The sequence below is a fragment of the Novosphingobium sp. genome, from assembly GCF_965229225.1.
GTDB lineage: Bacteria > Pseudomonadota > Alphaproteobacteria > Sphingomonadales > Sphingomonadaceae > Novosphingobium.
Genome location: NZ_OZ245867.1, coordinates 3,221,401 through 3,236,774 on the forward strand (window position 1 = coordinate 3,221,401; position 15,374 = coordinate 3,236,774).

Annotated in this window: 17 protein-coding genes; 3 read left to right on the forward strand and 14 right to left on the reverse strand. The window is 66.4% G+C overall.

The genetic code is table 11. From position 1 onward, the window contains the following. Position 1 precedes the first annotated feature (1 nt). Genes ACO06X_RS15030 through ACO06X_RS15040 form a run of 3 tightly spaced genes read left to right on the forward strand, consistent with a single transcriptional unit; the run spans position 2 to position 2,660 of the window. On the forward strand, positions 2-889 hold the full coding sequence (locus ACO06X_RS15030; RefSeq protein ID WP_421837031.1) for a 3-keto-5-aminohexanoate cleavage protein: 888 nt from the start codon (positions 2-4) through the stop codon (positions 887-889). Next, positions 886-2,007, forward strand: a complete 1,122-nt coding sequence (locus ACO06X_RS15035; protein ID WP_421837032.1) for a C45 family autoproteolytic acyltransferase/hydolase — start codon at positions 886-888, stop codon at positions 2,005-2,007. The genes ACO06X_RS15030 and ACO06X_RS15035 overlap by 4 nt, the downstream gene beginning before the upstream one ends. After that, a complete protein-coding gene (locus tag ACO06X_RS15040) occupies positions 2,004-2,660 on the forward strand; it encodes an SGNH/GDSL hydrolase family protein (protein WP_421837033.1) in 657 nt (218 codons plus the stop codon). The genes ACO06X_RS15035 and ACO06X_RS15040 overlap by 4 nt, the downstream gene beginning before the upstream one ends. Here the strand turns inward: ACO06X_RS15040 and ACO06X_RS15045 are convergent, their stop codons facing one another. From ACO06X_RS15045 to ACO06X_RS15110, 14 genes are all read right to left on the reverse strand, one after another. Further along, complete coding sequence (locus ACO06X_RS15045) at positions 2,661-4,064, reverse strand: MFS transporter (RefSeq protein WP_421837034.1); 1,404 nt, start codon at positions 4,062-4,064, stop codon at positions 2,661-2,663. Beyond that, the gene (locus ACO06X_RS15050; protein WP_421837035.1) at positions 4,061-4,816 is read right to left on the reverse strand and encodes an alpha/beta fold hydrolase; all 756 of its coding nucleotides are present in this window, start codon (positions 4,814-4,816) and stop codon (positions 4,061-4,063) included. The genes ACO06X_RS15045 and ACO06X_RS15050 overlap by 4 nt, the downstream gene beginning before the upstream one ends. An 85-nt stretch (positions 4,817-4,901) precedes the next feature. Further along, positions 4,902-5,324: a hypothetical protein gene (locus tag ACO06X_RS15055; protein WP_421837036.1), complete on the reverse strand. Its 423-nt coding sequence runs from the start codon at positions 5,322-5,324 to the stop codon at positions 4,902-4,904. Then, positions 5,321-6,376, reverse strand: coding sequence for a serine hydrolase domain-containing protein (locus ACO06X_RS15060; protein WP_421837037.1), 1,056 nt, complete (start codon positions 6,374-6,376; stop codon positions 5,321-5,323). The genes ACO06X_RS15055 and ACO06X_RS15060 overlap by 4 nt, the downstream gene beginning before the upstream one ends. 17 nt (positions 6,377-6,393) lie before the next feature. After that, on the reverse strand, positions 6,394-7,173 hold the full coding sequence (locus ACO06X_RS15065) for a TIM barrel protein (RefSeq protein WP_421837038.1): 780 nt from the start codon (positions 7,171-7,173) through the stop codon (positions 6,394-6,396). Then, positions 7,170-8,498: an aspartate aminotransferase family protein gene (locus tag ACO06X_RS15070; protein ID WP_421837039.1), complete on the reverse strand. Its 1,329-nt coding sequence runs from the start codon at positions 8,496-8,498 to the stop codon at positions 7,170-7,172. The genes ACO06X_RS15065 and ACO06X_RS15070 overlap by 4 nt, the downstream gene beginning before the upstream one ends. Then, complete coding sequence (locus ACO06X_RS15075; protein WP_421837040.1) at positions 8,488-9,567, reverse strand: CPBP family intramembrane glutamic endopeptidase; 1,080 nt, start codon at positions 9,565-9,567, stop codon at positions 8,488-8,490. Before ACO06X_RS15075 ends, ACO06X_RS15070 begins: the two co-directional genes overlap by 11 nt. Beyond that, a complete protein-coding gene (locus ACO06X_RS15080; protein ID WP_421837041.1) occupies positions 9,564-9,785 on the reverse strand; it encodes a hypothetical protein in 222 nt (73 codons plus the stop codon). Before ACO06X_RS15080 ends, ACO06X_RS15075 begins: the two co-directional genes overlap by 4 nt. After that, positions 9,782-10,885, reverse strand: coding sequence for an aspartate aminotransferase family protein (locus ACO06X_RS15085; RefSeq protein WP_421837042.1), 1,104 nt, complete (start codon positions 10,883-10,885; stop codon positions 9,782-9,784). The genes ACO06X_RS15080 and ACO06X_RS15085 overlap by 4 nt, the downstream gene beginning before the upstream one ends. 25 nt (positions 10,886-10,910) lie before the next feature. Continuing rightward, the gene (locus tag ACO06X_RS15090; protein ID WP_421837043.1) at positions 10,911-11,894 is read right to left on the reverse strand and encodes a 3-keto-5-aminohexanoate cleavage protein; all 984 of its coding nucleotides are present in this window, start codon (positions 11,892-11,894) and stop codon (positions 10,911-10,913) included. A gap of 20 nt (positions 11,895-11,914) precedes the next feature. Further along, positions 11,915-12,712 (reverse strand): SDR family oxidoreductase, encoded by a 798-nt coding sequence (locus ACO06X_RS15095; protein WP_421839925.1) that lies wholly within the window; start codon positions 12,710-12,712, stop codon positions 11,915-11,917. Continuing rightward, positions 12,706-13,629 (reverse strand): SMP-30/gluconolactonase/LRE family protein, encoded by a 924-nt coding sequence (locus ACO06X_RS15100; protein ID WP_421837044.1) that lies wholly within the window; start codon positions 13,627-13,629, stop codon positions 12,706-12,708. The genes ACO06X_RS15095 and ACO06X_RS15100 overlap by 7 nt, the downstream gene beginning before the upstream one ends. 64 nt (positions 13,630-13,693) lie before the next feature. After that, positions 13,694-14,575 (reverse strand): NAD(P)-dependent oxidoreductase, encoded by an 882-nt coding sequence (locus ACO06X_RS15105; RefSeq protein ID WP_421837045.1) that lies wholly within the window; start codon positions 14,573-14,575, stop codon positions 13,694-13,696. Beyond that, a complete protein-coding gene (locus ACO06X_RS15110) occupies positions 14,572-15,300 on the reverse strand; it encodes a TetR/AcrR family transcriptional regulator (protein WP_421837046.1) in 729 nt (242 codons plus the stop codon). The genes ACO06X_RS15105 and ACO06X_RS15110 overlap by 4 nt, the downstream gene beginning before the upstream one ends. Positions 15,301-15,374 lie beyond the last annotated feature (74 nt).

The following is a 15,374-nucleotide window of genomic DNA, read 5'->3' on the forward strand; positions in this document are numbered from 1 at the left end:
GATGCGCGATGTGATCCTGACCTGCGCTCTTACCGGGAACATCACCCGGCCTGAAATGACCCCCTATTTGCCGATCACGCCCGAGCAGATCGCGATTTCGGCGCTGGAAGCGGAAGCTGCGGGGGCGGCGATCGTGCATATTCATGTGCGGCATGATGATGGCCGGCCCTCGATGGAACTGGCGCATTACACCGAGGTGGTCGAGCGCATCCGGAACGCCGGATCGCAACTCATCCTCAACCTCACCACGGGGCCCGGTGGGCGCTTTGTGCCGGATGCCGATGATCCGCGCATCGCCGCGCCGGGAACGACCCTGCTGCCGCCGCTCGAACGGGTGGGCCACATCCCGGCGCTGCGCCCCGAAATCGCCACGCTCGATCTCAATACGATGAATTCGGGGGATCAGGTGGTCATGAACACGCCGCGCAATGTGCGGGTCATGGCGGATGCCATTCTGGACGCGGGGGCGAAGCCTGAGATCGAAATCTTCAATCCGGGCGATCTGGTGCTGGCGCGCGAACTGCTGGCGGACGGGCGCTTCGGGCCGAAGCCGATGTTCTCGTTCGTGCTTGGCATCAACTATGGCTGGCCGGCGAGCATCGAGGCGATCCAGCTGGGCCTTGCCATGCTGCCGCCGGGCGCGATCTGGTCTGCCTTCGGGGTTTCGCGCAGCAGTTTTCCCATGGTGGCCGCCGCGACGCTGATGGGCGGGCATGTGCGCGTGGGCTTTGAAGATAACATCTACCTTGAAAAGGGTGCGCTGGCCCGCAGCAACGCCGAGCTTTGCGCCAAGGCGGCGCGGATCGTGCGCGATCTGGGCGCGCGTGTGGCAACACCATGGGTGGCCCGTGAAATGCTGGGGCTGGGTATGCCGGGAACCAGCGCATGACGTTCCTGGGCAAGCTGCATGTTCTGGATCTCTACGGCACGCCGCGACAGCGCGGGCACCAGCACGGCGAGGCGCTGCGCCAAGAGATCGCGCGCCACCACGAGCTGTGGGAGGAAGCGATTGCTGCCGATCTCGGCGCACCGGCGGGCGCCTATCTCGACGGACTGATGGATCAGGGCTTCCTCGATGCCGCAGAGCGCCTTGCGCCCGACCTGCTGGAGGAACTCCGCGGCATCGCCGAAGGCTCCGGCATCCCCTACGCCCGCGTGTTCGCGCGGATGCTCTCCGATGAGGAGCCGTGGGTGCGCATGGAATATGCGCGAGACCGCGAGACCGCGCCCAAGGGCTGCTCATCGCTCGGTTCAGATGCCGGACCAGATGCGCCGCTGCTCATTGCGCAGACCATGGACGTACCGACATGGTGGGATGGCGGACAGACTCTGCTGCGCTTCATGCAGCCTGATGGCGACCGTGCCATGGTCTTCACGGTGGCTGGCAAGATCAGTTTGTGCGGCATGACCAGGCGCGGCCTTGCCATCACCTGCAATTCGCTGCTGCAACTCGATCCGGCACGCACCGGCCTTGCCGAAGACCTCGTCGTGCGCAGCTACCTGGCCAGCGGTTCTCCGGCAGCCGGGCACGGGTTCCTGCGGCATGTTCACCACGCTTCGGGCCAGAACTATATCGTCCCCGATGGCCACGGCCGCGCCGTCAGCCTCGAATGTTCGGCAAATGGCGTCAGCGAATGGCGCCGCGATGCCGGTGATCTCGTTGTGGCGCACAGCAATCACCCCGTCGCCAATCCGCACCAAGGCTGGTTCGAGGCGATGATTGCCGGGATGGACGAAGCGCAGCGCACCGCCCGCTTCGGTTTCACCACCGAGGCGCGCCTCGCGACGCTTTATGAGCGCATCGATCCAACCCAGCGGCTGGATGTCGCGGCGGCCAAGGCGGTGCTCGCCTGCCGCGAGGGGCCGATTTGCCGCGTGGGGGAAATCGAGGGCAAGCGGGATGGCTTCAGCTTCGGCTCGCTGGTGATGGAACTGGGGGAAGTGCCGCGTCTCCATGTCGCGCCGGGACCAGCTGACAGGACAGCCTGGCAGGAGTTTGACGCGTGACACTCGATCCACTCCTGCCGCGCAAAGTGCTGTTCATCGGCGATTCCATCACGGACTGCGACCGGCTCCGCCCGGTGGGCGAGGGGGTCATGGGCACGCCGCTCGGCACAGGTTATGTCGCGCTGGTCGCCGCGCTGCTCACCGCCCGGCGCCCGGCGCACCGCCAACGCATCGTCAACATGGGCGTTTCGGGCGATACGGTGCGCGGCCTTGCGGCGCGCTGGCTGAGCGATGTTCTGGCGATCGCGCCCGATCACGTGGTGATCATGATCGGCATCAACGATGTGTGGCGCGCGTTCAGCCGCACGAACTGGGGCGATTGGCAGATCGGGCCGGAGGAATACCGCGCAACGCTGACGCGGCTGGTGACCGAGACCCGCGCAGCGGGCATCGGGGTGAGCGTGGCAGGGCCCTTCTTCATCGAGCCTGATCGCACCGAGCCGATGCGGGCGAGAATGGATGCCTATGCAGCAATCGCGGCTGAGGTCGCGGCGGAGCAAGGCCTCGGCTTCATCGATGTGCAGGCCGCGTTTGACCGGGCTCTGGCTTCGCTGCATCCGATGGCGCTTGCCCCGGATCGCGTGCATCCGGGGCTTGCCGGGCACATGATCATTGCAGATGCAGTGGTGGCGGGCCTGTTCGGGGCGCTCTGATCAGCGGTCAAGCACGGTCGCGCCGATCAGGCTCGGTTCGCCGCCGATCATGGCCTGATCGCGCCGATCGAGTGCGCGGCGGATCGCGGCGTGGCGGCGGGCGGTGATCTCGTAGCCGCGCATCAGTGCGCCGGAAAGGATGAAGCATACCAGCGGCACGAAGGTGGAAGTCATCAGCATGCCGAAGGTTGCGCTGGCACTGTTGAGCTTGGCCGAGGGATCGAAGCCGACAATCGAGAGCATGTAGAACCCCAGCGCCCCGCCGATCGCGCCGCCTGCAGGATTGAGCAGCGTGCGCATCGAGAAATAGATGCCCGGGCGCGACTGGCGGGATTTGAGGCTGTCGTAATCTGCCAGATCGGCCAGCAGCGCGCTGGGAAACAGCATGTTGGGCGTGCCGAGCGCGCTGACGAAGCTGCCGAAGGCCAGCATCAGCAGGAAATTGGCCTGCCCGCCCGGCGGAAACAGCAGGTAGACCGGCAGCAATGCGCCGTTGAGGATCTGGCCCCAGGCATAGACCTGATGCTTGCCGAAGCGCGCGGCGAGCCGGGTGCAGACCGGGATCGCGAGAAGTTGCGCAGCGGTGGCGCTGAGCAGGAACAGCACGATCCCCTCGCCAAAGCCGAAGTAGTTGTCGAGCACGATGGTGATCAGCGCATAGCTCACGGCCCAGCCGATCGCGCTCAGCAAGTCGGCGGCGATGAAGCGGCGGAACGGGCCGTTGAGCGTAAAGACCGTGCGCATCTCCAGTATGCCGTAGCTTTCGCCCTGCGTGACGGTGCCGACGGGCACTTTCCACACGGCAAGGCCAATCGCGATGGGCATGGTGATCATGCCGATCAGGCCGAACACGGCCATGGCCTCGCGGTTCAGCGCCGAAGTCTTGAGCAGGCCGATCCCCGGCGCCGAGAGGATTTCAGGGAGGGCAAGGAAGAACACCCCGCCAATCAGCAGGGTCAGCGTCTGCGCCCCGGCAATGCGCGAGCGTTCGGCGTAATCGGTGCTGATCTCGCCGGTCCAGCTGTTGTAGGGCGTCGCGATCACTGAATGCGCGATGTAGAAGCTGACAATGGCGAGCGCGAACCATGCGTTGCCGGCATCGGCGGGCGGCATGTAGGCCACGTAGAACGCGGGAACCGAGATGAGCGCGCCGCCGATCAGCCAGGGCTTGCGCGGGCCGAACCGGCCACGGGTGCGATCGGAGAGATAGCCGATCGGCGGATCGATCACGCCGTTGAGAATGCGCGCAAAGAGAATGATCGTGGCAATGCCAGCGGTCGTCGCGGCAGTATGCTTGGCGTAAAACGCCATGAGCAGCGCCGGGAAGGGCGAGATCAGCAGCGAAAGCGGCAGCCCCGGCAGGGCATAGGCCGTAAGCTGGCCGAAGGGGACCTTGCCGCTCACCAGCCGCCGACTCTGGCGGCAAAGCCCTGAGCCGCGCGCGCGACGGCGCGGGCGAAGGTCGGTTCGGTGGGATAGTGGCCTGCGCCGGGCACGATCTCCAGCACCGCATGCGGCACCGCCTGCGCCAGATCGAAGGCGTTCTCCGGCGTGGTGCAGCAATCGTAGCGGCCGGTGATGATATGGACTGGAATGCCCGCCAGCCGGTGCGCATCGCGCAGCAGCTGGTCATCATCGACGAAGAAATCGTGCGCGGCAAAGTGCGCGAAAATGCGGCCATAGTCGCGCCCGCGTGCGGGGTCGGGCGGGGTCAGCGGCGCATCGAAGTGCATGAAGCCTTCTTCGTAGAGGAACAGCCGGGTGGCGAATTCTGCCGCAATCTCGGGATCATCGCCAAGGATGCGCTTGCAATAGGCAGCGCGCAGATCGCCGCGCTCCTCGGGCGGGACCGCACCGGCAAACGCCTCCCACAGTTCGGGAAACAGCGCGCGGACGCCGTGGAACCACCAGCGCGTGTCACGCTTGCGGCAGAGCCATGCGCCGACAAGGAACAGGCCAAGGCAGCGTTCGGGATGCGCCTGCGCATAGGCGAGCGCGAGGGTGGAGCCCCAGGAACCGCCGCTGACCAACCAGCGCTCGATGCCGAGATGGCGGCGCAATGCCTCCATATCGGCGATGCTGTGCTGCAGGCTGTTGGCAGCGAGTTCGCCGCGAGGGGTGGACTGGCCGCAGCCGCGCTGCCCATTTCGGCCCAATGGATCTGGTGGCCATCGCCAACGTCGAGATGCCCCGAAGCGCGCGGGGCGGCCATTGTGCAGAACGGATCGTCGAGCCGCCGCATCAGCCGATGGCTTCGCCGCGTTGCAATTTCTGAAGCGTTTCGATCACCATCGCATCCTCGCGCTCGGCGAGGGCGGCGTGGGCCTTGGTCGGGCGCACGAACACGGTTAGCTCGCTGATCTGGCCGCTGTCGTCGATGGTGAAGATATCGAGCCCGTGGACTTCGACCGCGCCGATATTGCCCTTGAACTCCATGATTGCCTCGTCGCCCGCTGCCCAGGTGCGGTCGTAGCGGAAGTTTTCGAGGACCTTGGGGATCGACTGGAGAATGATCGCGAAGTGATTGGGATCGGTGACGGGCTTGTGATGGCGCGGGGTGAACAGCCGCGCGCCGGGGGCGAGCCATGCGCTGACCGAACTGCCGGTGCCGGCCCTGACCTTTTCAAGCACGGTTTCGACGAAGGTTTCGGCGGCAGTGGTCATGCAAATTCCTTTCGGGCGAGGGCGAGCAGCGGCCAGTGCCAGTCCGCCGCACCGATGGCCTGATTGGCTGTGCCGGTGAGGAAGAGGCCGCTTTCGGGATCGGTGAACATGCGCGCGGCGGGGGCACCGGAATGGCCGATGAGGGTCATGCCATCGCGCTCGACCCGGAACAGGCCGAGCCCGACACCGGTGCGCGGCGCGGCCATGCCTGCGGGCGCGGTCCAGTCCTGCATTCCCGCCAGTGTCTCAGCTTTGCGGAACAGCGACCCGGCGAGCAGCGCGCGCAGGAACGTGGCGAGGGCCGCAGCGGTGGCGACAAGGCCGCCGCCAGCCCAGTCGAAGCTGAGCGAAACGCCGCTGGCGAGAAGTGGCATGTCGCCGAAGTATTGATCGATTTCGGGCAGCCGCGCAGGCTCGCGGTAGGCCAGCCAGATATCGTCGATGCCAGCCGGATCGAACAGGCGGCGGCGATAGGCTGCGTGCAGCGGCTCGCCCCCCGCGCGCTCGATGAGGAGGCCGAGCAGCATGTAGCCGGTATCGGAGTAATGGAAGCGCGCGCCCGGCGGGGAGAGGCGCGCATCTGCCGTTCCGCTGGCAAAGAAGTGGTTGATGACCCCGGCATTGCCATCTTCGGGGCGGGCCGGGTCGAAGGGCTGCCAATGCTTGCCGGGATCGAGCATCAGGCGGCCGATCACGCTGCCCGGTGCCGGGCCGCCCAGCGTTTCGGCATCATCCTCCATCGTGTCGCGGATGCCGGCGGTGTGCGAGAGCAAGTGGCGGATCGTGATCCCGCCATCGAGCCGCCCGCAGGTCAACGCGCGGTCGATCACGCCGAGATCGTCGAACGGGGTGTCGAGCGAGAAGGCGCCTTCCTCGATCAGCTGGAGGATCACCGTGGCGGTCATCGTCTTGGTGATGGAGGCGACGTGGAACGCGCCATCGGCGGTCGCGGGTGCGCGGGCGGCGGCGAAGCGGCAAGTGCCGTGGCGATCCTCGATGCGCAGGATCGGCGTGTGGAGCGCCGGAGGGAGCGCGGCGAAGGACTCTGCCAAGCCTGTTGCTGTTGGCGTCACGCCAGCGCCTCCATCCAGCCGAGCGTTGCGCCGGTGCCGGCAAACGACATGTATTCCGCGCCCCAGGCTCCCGCGTAGCCAGCGGCCTCGATCCCGGCGAACAACGCGGCGAAATCGAGCGTGCCCTTGCCGGGCGGCTGGCGGCCGGGCAGGTCGGAGAACTGGATGTGGGCAATAGCCTCCCGATGCGCCCGGTAGCTGGCGAGCGGATCCTCGCCGCCTGCCGCCGCGTGATAGAGATCGAACAGCAACTTCAGCGCCCCGCCATAGCCGGCGGCGATGGCGGCGGCTTCGACGGTTGTACCGATGAGTGCAGTGGGGGCTTCGGCACGGTTGACCGCTTCGACCACGAACTGCGCCGTGATCCCGCGCTTGCAAGCTTGCTCCAGCGCGAGCGCGACACTGGCGCGGTAGACATCGAGACAGGCTTCGCGGCTCAGGCCATCGGGCACGCGTGAGGGGCCGATGTGAAGGAAGGCGGGCTTCAGCAGCGCGGCGGCATCGAGCCCGATATCAAGCGCCGCGGCAAAGGCGGCTTCGCGCCCCGGTACGCCCGAAAGGCCGGGGCCGCCGCCCAGATAATCGCCCATATCAAGGTTCATCAGCGTGACGGGCAGGCCCGATGCTTCTGCCGCTGCGGCCCAATCGGCTGCGGCGGCTTCGCCCGGCACCTGAATTTCCGCGCCGCAGAAACCCGCCGCTTTGGCCGATGCAAAGCGTTCCGCGATCGGCAGATCGCGCCACATCAGGGATACGCTGGTGGTAAAGCGCCTCAAGCCGCGATCCTTTCCGCCTCGGCAAAGCGGGCCAGCGCTTGCCCCGCGCGGTCCACCGTCTCGGCGATATCGGCATCGGTCATCGCGGTCGAGCCGACCATCAGGCCGCGCGTGGCCATCAGCACGCCCGCCTCCAGCATCAGGCCGTGCAGTTGCTTCATCCGCGTGAGGGAATCGCTGCCGGAGCGCACATGAAACTCGCGGTAGTTGCGTGCCGGTTCGCGGAAGAACTGCAGGCTGGTCATCGAGGCAAGGCCATTGGCGCGCATGGCAAGGCCGAGCGCCTCGAAATGCGCGGCAAGCCCCGCGCGCAAGGCATCGCCCTGCCGTTCGAGCTGCGCGAAGGCCTCCGGCGTCAGCGCATCGAGGGCGGCGCAGCCGGCGGCCATCGTCATCGGATTGCCGGTGAAGGTGCCCGAATGGCTGATCTTGAGCGGCCCCGCCAGATTGTCGAACACGGCCATCGCCGCGCGCGTGCCGGCCACTGCGCCGATGGGCAGGCCGCCGCCGATGATCTTGCCGAGCGCGGTCATGTCCGGCGTGACGCCGAGGCGGCCTTGCGCGCCGTGGTAGCCCGCGCGGCCGCAGAACACCTCGTCGAAGATCAGCACCACGCCGCGCCGCGTGCAGAATTCGCGGATCGCGGCGAGATAGGCGGGGTCTGCGCGGGAGAAGCCGAGCCGGGCGGGGATCGGATCGATCACCACGGCAGCGAGATGATCGGCCTGATCCTCAAGGATTGCCAGCGTGGCGGCGGTATCGTTGAACGGGAAGATCACCGCTTCATCGAGCAGGCTCTGCGGCGTGCCGCGCCCGAAGGGCGGGGCTGCGGGGCGGTCCGCCGGGCCCCAGGTCTCGGCAGTGGGCAGGAAGCTCGCTTCGACCAGATCGTACTGGCCGTGATAGCCGCCTTCGGACTTGGCGACCTTGGAGCGGCCCGTCAGCGCCCGCGCGCCCTTGATGGCAACCATGACCGCTTCGGTCCCCGAATTCATGAAGCGCACCTGATCGGCACCGGGCCAGCGCGCGCAGATGCGCTCGGCCAGCTCCACTTCGGGCTCGGCGGGGAGGATGCAGCACAGCATGCGCTCGGCCTGCGCTTTCACCGCCTCGATCGTCGGGCGGTGGCCATAGCCGTGGATCAGGGTCGAGAAGTTGTTGACCCAATCGATATAGACGTTGCCATCGACATCGGTGACGCGGCAGCCCTCGCCGTGGCTGGCGTAGAGCATCGGCGGGCCGAACACGATCATGTGGCGGGTGTTGCCACCGGGCTGGACGGCGCTGGCACGGTCGAACAGTGCGCGCGAACGATCATAGGCCATGGGCTTGGTTCTCCCGTTCGGACCAGATGCGTGAGGGATCGGTGCGGCCATCGCCGCCGTGGAGCCTGAGCCGGGTCGACCAGCCGAGGTCCTTGCCCGAAATCAGCAGCACGATGGCCGCCGCGCCGAGCCATAGCCAGATAGAGTGGCTATAGACATTGCCGCCGCCGCCATCACCATCGGGGCGCAGCTTGAACGCGCCGTAGAGCATGTTGAGACTGCCGTGGACGATGATCGCAGGCCAGACGCTGCCGCCGGACAGGTTGACGAAATAGACCGCCACGATCGTCATCGCGGTGCAGGTGATGATGAAATTGAACTGGCCGAGCAGGAGGTTCGGGATCGTGTTCTGCCCGGTCAGCAGCAAGGGCACTTCGCGCGGGAAGTGCCACAGCGCCCACATCACGCCGAGCAGGAGCGCTGCGGACAGCGGGCTTGCCAGACGGCGGGCGAGCGCGGGCCAGGCAAAACCGCGCCAGCCCAGTTCCTCCAGCAGAGCGCCCTGATTCATGAACAAGGCGATGCCCCAGGCTGCGCAGAACGAGCCGAGCGACTGCATGCCGAACGCCTTGACCAGAACGCCGCGCGCCGCATCGCCGACCAGGAAGAACGCGGCGGCGGACGAGAGCCCGGCGGCCCCCGCGACGATCAGCAGCAAGGCGGCATAGAGCCGCACGCCTTCGCGCCAGGTCTGGTCCCCCAGGATCGGCTTGTAGAGCGAGAGCAACGCGCCAAGACCCTGCCGGCCCCAGCCGATCCCGGCCACAAGCAGGGCCGCCGTGGTCGGCGCGCCCGGGAAGAACAGGAACATCGAGACCTGCGGCACTTGCCAGTAGCCCATGAGGCTGAGCGGCACGCCATCCGAATGGGCCGCCCAGTAGGGGTGGGCAGCGGCGACCTTGGCGCGCTCGATGTAGAAGTAATCCCCCAGGCTCACGCCCGGTCCGCCGAAGTTTGGCCAGAGCACGGTGTGGATCATGGCGTAGGCCCACAGCAGCGCGGCGATGCCGACAGCGATGCCATAGAACCAGCGGACCGGATGGCGGCGGATCGCTGCGGAAAGGTTCATTGCGCCATGATCCTCGTCCAGGCGCGGCGGGCGCCGGCGATGGTGAAATCGATATCGTCATCGGTCATCGGGGTCGAGCCGACAAAACCGCCGCGCATGGTGAGGAGATCTTCTGCCAGCAGCTCCGTCTGGATCACCGGCAGCTTGGGGGCGATTTCGGTGGCGAAGGCATAGGCCAGCTCGCGGTAGTTGTTCAGCGGAAGTTCGGTAGGGGTCATGCCCGAAAGCGAGCCTTCGCCCAGCACTTGCGCCTTGATCCCGAGATCGCGCGCAGGCCTTCGCGCAGCCTTTCGCCCTGCGCGGCCATTCGGGCGAAGACTTCGGGCGTCAGCAGGCGCAGCGAGGTGGTGCCGCAGGCCATCGCCATCGGATTGGCGGTGAAGGTGCCGCTGTGCTTGATCTTCGGATCGCCCTCATCGACCTCGAACACACTCATGAACTTTTGGCGGCCGCCGCAGCCGCCGACAGGAATGCCGCCGCCGATGATCTTGCCCATGGTGGTGAGATCGGGCGTGATCCCGATCTCGCCCTGAAAGCCGTTGTAGCCGGCACGCAAAGACCAGACCTCATCGAAGATCAGCACGATACCGAGCTTCTCCGTCTCCTCACGCAGCATTTCAAGATAGGGGCGGTGCGGCGCAACCATGCCCAGCTGCAAGCGCTGCGGATCGAGGATCACCGCGGCGAGCTGGTCCGCCTCGGCGCGCAGGATGGCGCGCGTCGCCTCGATATCGTTGAGCGGCAGGACCGTGACGAGATCGAGCAGGCCCTGCGGGTGGCCGGCCTGATAGGCCGTGGCATTGGGCCGCTCGGCCGGGCCCCAGTTGCCGGGGTTCGACTGGAAGCTGGCTTCCAGCAGGTCGAATTGGCCGTGATAGCCGCCTTCCATCTTGGCGATCCTGGGCTTGCCGGTATAGGCGCGGGCGGCCTTGATCGCGATCTGGTTGGCCTCGGTTCCGCTGTTCATGAAGCGCACCCGTTCGACCGAGGGAATGCGCTCACACAGGATTTCCGCCAGCGAGACTTCCCATTCGGTGGGGAGCACGGCGGACATCAGCCGCCCCGCCTGCGCCGCAAGCACATCGACGATCTCGCGCTTGTTGTGGCCGTGGATCAACGAGGAGAAGTTGTTGACCCAATCGAGCCGGCGGTTGCCTTCGACATCGGTGATCCAGCAGCCATCGCCGGATGCGGCGTATGTCGGGTTGGGCTTCTGCACGACGAGGTGCCGCGTGTAGCCCGAGGGCATGACATGGCGCGCACGTTCGAAGAGCTGGGCGGAAGCGGTCTGGTTGTGTCCGGCGGCAGCGGCGGCCATGGCGGATTCCTTCAAAAAATGGAGACTAGAACTTGACGTTGTTGGCGCCCTTGGTGCCCAGCATCGCCCGCGCTTCGTCTGGCGTGGCGATCTCGAGGCCGAGCTCTTCGAGAATGCGGCGGATGCGGCCGACCTGTTCGCCCGACGATTTCGCGAGCTGGCCCTTGCCGTACCAGAGCGAGTCCTCGAGCCCGACGCGCACGCTGCTGCCCAGCAGCGCGCCTTGCGTGATCGTGGGGATCTGCGCCTTGCCCGCCGCGAGGCATGACCAGATGTAGTTCTCACCGAACAGCTCGTCCGCGGTGTCCTTGAAGTGGTGGACATGGCGCATGCCGGTGCCGATGCCGCCAAGGAAGCCGAACACCGACTGGATGAAATAGGGCGGCTTCACCCAGCCCATCGTTTCCAGCATTTTCAGGCTATAAAGGTGGCCGATATCGAAGCATTCATACTCGAAAACGACGCCGCGTTCCTGGCCGAGTTCCTTCGCGATGCGCTCCATCGAGGCGAAGGTGTTCTGCATGGTGAGGTCCTTGGTGCTCAGCACGAAGAGCCTTTCCCAGTCGCTCAGCTTGTCGAGATCATACTTCATGCCGAGCATCCAGTTGGCCGCATTCATCGGCCCCATGTTGAAGCTGGTGATCTCGGGCTCGAACTGCTTGGGCGCGGCGAGCCTCTCATCCAGCACATCGGCCCAGGCGGTCTTCACATCGAACCCGCCATCGGGCTTGCGGCGGATCGCCGGCTGGCCGGTGGTGATATTGATAATGACGTCGGACTGCTGCTTGATGCTGGGCAGGTACTGGGCATAGACCGCCGGATCGGTGACGGGGCAGCCGGTTTCGGCATCGCGCGCATGGAGGTGGACGATGGCAGCGCCCGCTTCCGCTGCGCCGACCGAATCCGCGATGATCTGTTCGGGCGTGATCGGCAGATAGGGCGACATGACCGGCATGTGCATTGCGCCCGTGGTCGCGCTGGTGATGATGACCTTGTTGGTCTTGCGCATCAGGTTCTCTCCGGATTGTTCTACTGTTGGAAAATTCGGGCCGGGCTGAACGCGCCGTTGCCCGCCAGCATCTGGCCGCCATCGGCCGGCATGATCGCGCCGGTCACATAGGATGCGGCGCCTGACGCGAGGTAGAGCGCCAGCATCGCGACATCGCCGGTGCTGCCGAAGCGGCGCAGCGCAGTCGCCTCGGTCGCGATCTTGCGCATCGCTTCGTTGGGGGCGAGCTTGGCCATGCCTTCGGTGCCGTCGATCGGGCCGGGAACGAGGCTGTTCACCCGCACGCCTTCCGGCCCCCATTCGAAGGCAAGGCATTTGACCAGCATGTCGATCCCGGCCTTGGCCGCGCAGACATGGGCCTGCGCGAAATAGGGGGCCGAGCCTTGCGGCGCGGAGATCGCAATGAAAGAGGCACCGGGCTTCCTCGCCAGATCATATCCGGCCCGAAACACATGGAAGGTGCCAATCAGGTCGATGTCCACCACGGTCTTGAAGCCATTGGGGGAGAGCGCGGCCGCAGGGGCGACGAAATTGCCCGCCGCACCCGAGACGATCACATCGAACGGGCCGTTTGCCTCGGCAGCGGCTTTCATCGCCGCGCCCACCGCATCGGCATCGCGCACATCGGCGGCAAAGCCGATCGCGCCGTGACCGATCGCGGCGGTTGCGGCCTCCACCTTTTCAGCCTTGCGGCTCAACACTGCCACCTTGGCCCCGTGCGCGGCATAGGCCTGGGCGATGGCGAGATTGATGCCGCTGGTTCCGCCAGCGATGAAGGCGCTGCGGCCAGCGAGCAGATCGGGGACGAAACTCACGATGCAGGTCCTTCAAAGGCAAGAGGCTGACCGGGGCAGGGCCATTCGAACGACACCAGCCGCCCGGTTGAGGAGAGCGTGACGAAAGCCGTGCGCCGGTCCGGGCCGCCGAAGGCGATGTTGGTGGCGTAGTAATCGTCGAGCGGAGTGAAGGTGCGCGCAGCGCCATCGGGCGAGATGCGCCAGATGCCGCAAGCGTTGAAGCTGGCGACGCAGATGTGGCCCTCGGCATCGAGCGCCATGCTGTCGAGGAAGTTGCGATCGGGCAGGCCGGCCACGAGGTGCCCGCCAGCCGGGGCAGGCCAGGGCAGCAGGCTGACTTCGCCAGGTGCGACAACGGGATAAGACAGGATCCGGCGCGTGACCGTTTCGGCCACGAACAGCGTCTTCCCGTCGGCCGATAGGCCCACGCCGTTGGGGGTGAGCAGGCCGCTGACGACCGGACGCAGGAAGCTGCCATCCGGCGCGCCGTAGTGGATCGCACCAAGCCCCAGTGTGCGTCCGTCACGCTTGCCGTGATCGGTGACGTATAAATTGCCCAGCGCATCGAACACCAGATCGTTGGGGCTCTGCAGGCGCATGCCGCCGGAGGCATCGTAGAGGCGCTGACTCTCTCCAGTGACGAGTGAGACGCGTTCGATCCAGCCGGGGACATCGGATTGCCCGGTCGGCCGCCGCCAGCCATTGGCTTCACTGGTATAGAGCCAGCCGCCGGAATTGGCGACGACGACCCACCCATCGGGGCCGAGCGCTGCGCCGTTGGGGCCACCATCAAGCTGCGAAATGACCTCAAGGTCACCGCTGGGATGGACGCGGGTAAGGGCGCCGCCCTCGATCTCCACGACGACCACACTGCCGTCCGAAAGCGCGATTGGGCCTTCGGGGAAGCGCAGCCTATCTGTGATGACCTGAAGTGTCACGCGCGACTCTCTCCCGTTCCGAGAGAAAGTTTATGACCCGTGGGTCATATAATGCAACCGGTTTTTACGCGGGCGGTTTTCCGGCGCCCCGCGCGGCCAGTTCCAGAAAGAGCGCGCTGTGATCGAGTTCGGCGTTCGGCCCTTGGCACATGGCCGCGTAAAGCGCCTCGGCAAGGCCGGCGAAAGGCAGGTCGAGCCCCACGCCGGCAGCAGCAGCGGTGATCGTGCGCATGTCCTTGAGCTGCACGGTCGCCTTGCCGCCGGGGGCAAAGCGGCGCTCCAGAATGCGCGCGCCGTGCTGGCGCCAGATCGTGGAATCAGCAAAGCCGCCCATCAGCGCCTGGTGGACCGCCGCCGCATCGCCGCCGCCCGCCTCGACCAGCAGCATGGCCTCCGATACCGCCCCGATCGTCACGCCGACGATGAGCTGGTTGGCAAGCTTGGCCAATTGTCCGCTACCGGCGGGGCCGACATGGGTGACCCGGCCGAGAGCCTCCAGAACCGGCTGCACCCTCGCTACCGCTTCGGCGCTGCCGCCTGCCATGATCGAAAGCGTGGCCTCGATCGCCCCTTTCTCGCCGCCCGAGACCGGCGCATCGACGCAGGCAATGCCGCGCTCGGCAAGGCGCGCGGCCTGCGTGCGCGAAGTCGCGACCGGGATTGAACTCATCACCACGACCGCCGAGCCCGGCGCGAGCGCCTCGGCCACACCAGCATCGAACAGCAAGGCATCGCAGGCTGGTCCATCGGTGAGCATGAGAATGGCGATCTCTGCGCCGCGCGCCGCCTCTGCCACATCGGCAATCGCGACGAGGCCATCCTGCGCCAGCGCTGCCGCCTTTGCGAAGCTGCGGTTCCACACCGTCACCCGGTGTCCGGTCCGCGCCAGATTGCGCGCCATCGGGGCGCCCATGATACCCGTGCCGAAGAGGGTGACGGCGGTCATGCCAGAGCGGTGGGTCCCGCGATCGCGGCCACCAGATCGGCGACTTCGGGATCGGGCGGATTGTGCGCATAGACCGCGCGGTAGATGAGGAGCGCATGGAAGCGGCACAGGAATTCGGGATCCGCGTCACCTTCTCCTGCCTCACCGGTGTCGGTCTGGACCCGGGTGCGGTTGAACAGGCTCTGGTCCATCATCCCGCCGACGGTGCGCACGGCCAGCATCAGCAGCGCCGGATCGAGCGCGGGATTGTTGAACCGCGCCAATGTGCCATCCCAGGCATGTTCGGCAATGATGCGGTTGCGGCGCTGCCACAGCTCGCGCATCGCATCGTCGGTCTCGCCCATCTGGATGATGCAGCGCAGGATGCCGACATTGCGCAGGAAGCCGCGTTCATACCAGGTGACTAGCGCCAGCGTATTGCGAAACGCCGTCTCGCGCGGGGAGAACGAGGGCAGGGTCTGCGGCTCGAACGCGACGAAGCGGCGCGCCAGCTCGATCAGGAACTCGTCCTTCGTCTTGAAGTAGATGTAGAACGTGCCCTTGGCGAGCCCGGCCTCGGCCGAAATCTCCTCGACGTTGAGATCGCGGTAGCCGACATTGTCCAGCAGACGTGCCCCGGCGGCCAGCAGCTTGAGGCTGGTCTTCTCGCCACTGCGGACTTTGCGGATCTCGAGCGCCAGCGCTTCGAGATAGGTGGTAAACTTGATCGCGCCGATATCCGACAAGGCCCGGTCCTCTGGTTAGACGGCCTTCCCGATAGCGCGGCAGGGCCGAGGCGTCGACACCGCGCATCAGGCCG

Bases quoted from the DNA above. Each gene is read 5' to 3' on its own strand.
- ACO06X_RS15035 (WP_421837032.1), top strand. From the start codon at position 886: ATGACGTTCCTGGGCAAGCTGCATGTTCTGGATCTCTACGGCACGCCG.
- ACO06X_RS15055 (WP_421837036.1), bottom strand. From the start codon at position 5,324: ATGACCACTGCCGCCGAAACCTTCGTCGAAACCGTGCTTGAAAAGGTC.
- ACO06X_RS15080 (WP_421837041.1), bottom strand. From the start codon at position 9,785: ATGACCCCTACCGAACTTCCGCTGAACAACTACCGCGAGCTGGCCTAT.
- ACO06X_RS15085 (WP_421837042.1), bottom strand. From the start codon at position 10,885: ATGGCCGCCGCTGCCGCCGGACACAACCAGACCGCTTCCGCCCAGCTC.
- ACO06X_RS15030 (WP_421837031.1), top strand. From the start codon at position 2: ATGCGCGATGTGATCCTGACCTGCGCTCTTACCGGGAACATCACCCGG.
- ACO06X_RS15075 (WP_421837040.1), bottom strand. From the start codon at position 9,567: ATGAACCTTTCCGCAGCGATCCGCCGCCATCCGGTCCGCTGGTTCTAT.
- ACO06X_RS15105 (WP_421837045.1), bottom strand. From the start codon at position 14,575: ATGACCGCCGTCACCCTCTTCGGCACGGGTATCATGGGCGCCCCGATG.
- ACO06X_RS15090 (WP_421837043.1), bottom strand. From the start codon at position 11,894: ATGCGCAAGACCAACAAGGTCATCATCACCAGCGCGACCACGGGCGCA.
- ACO06X_RS15070 (WP_421837039.1), bottom strand. From the start codon at position 8,498: ATGGCCTATGATCGTTCGCGCGCACTGTTCGACCGTGCCAGCGCCGTC.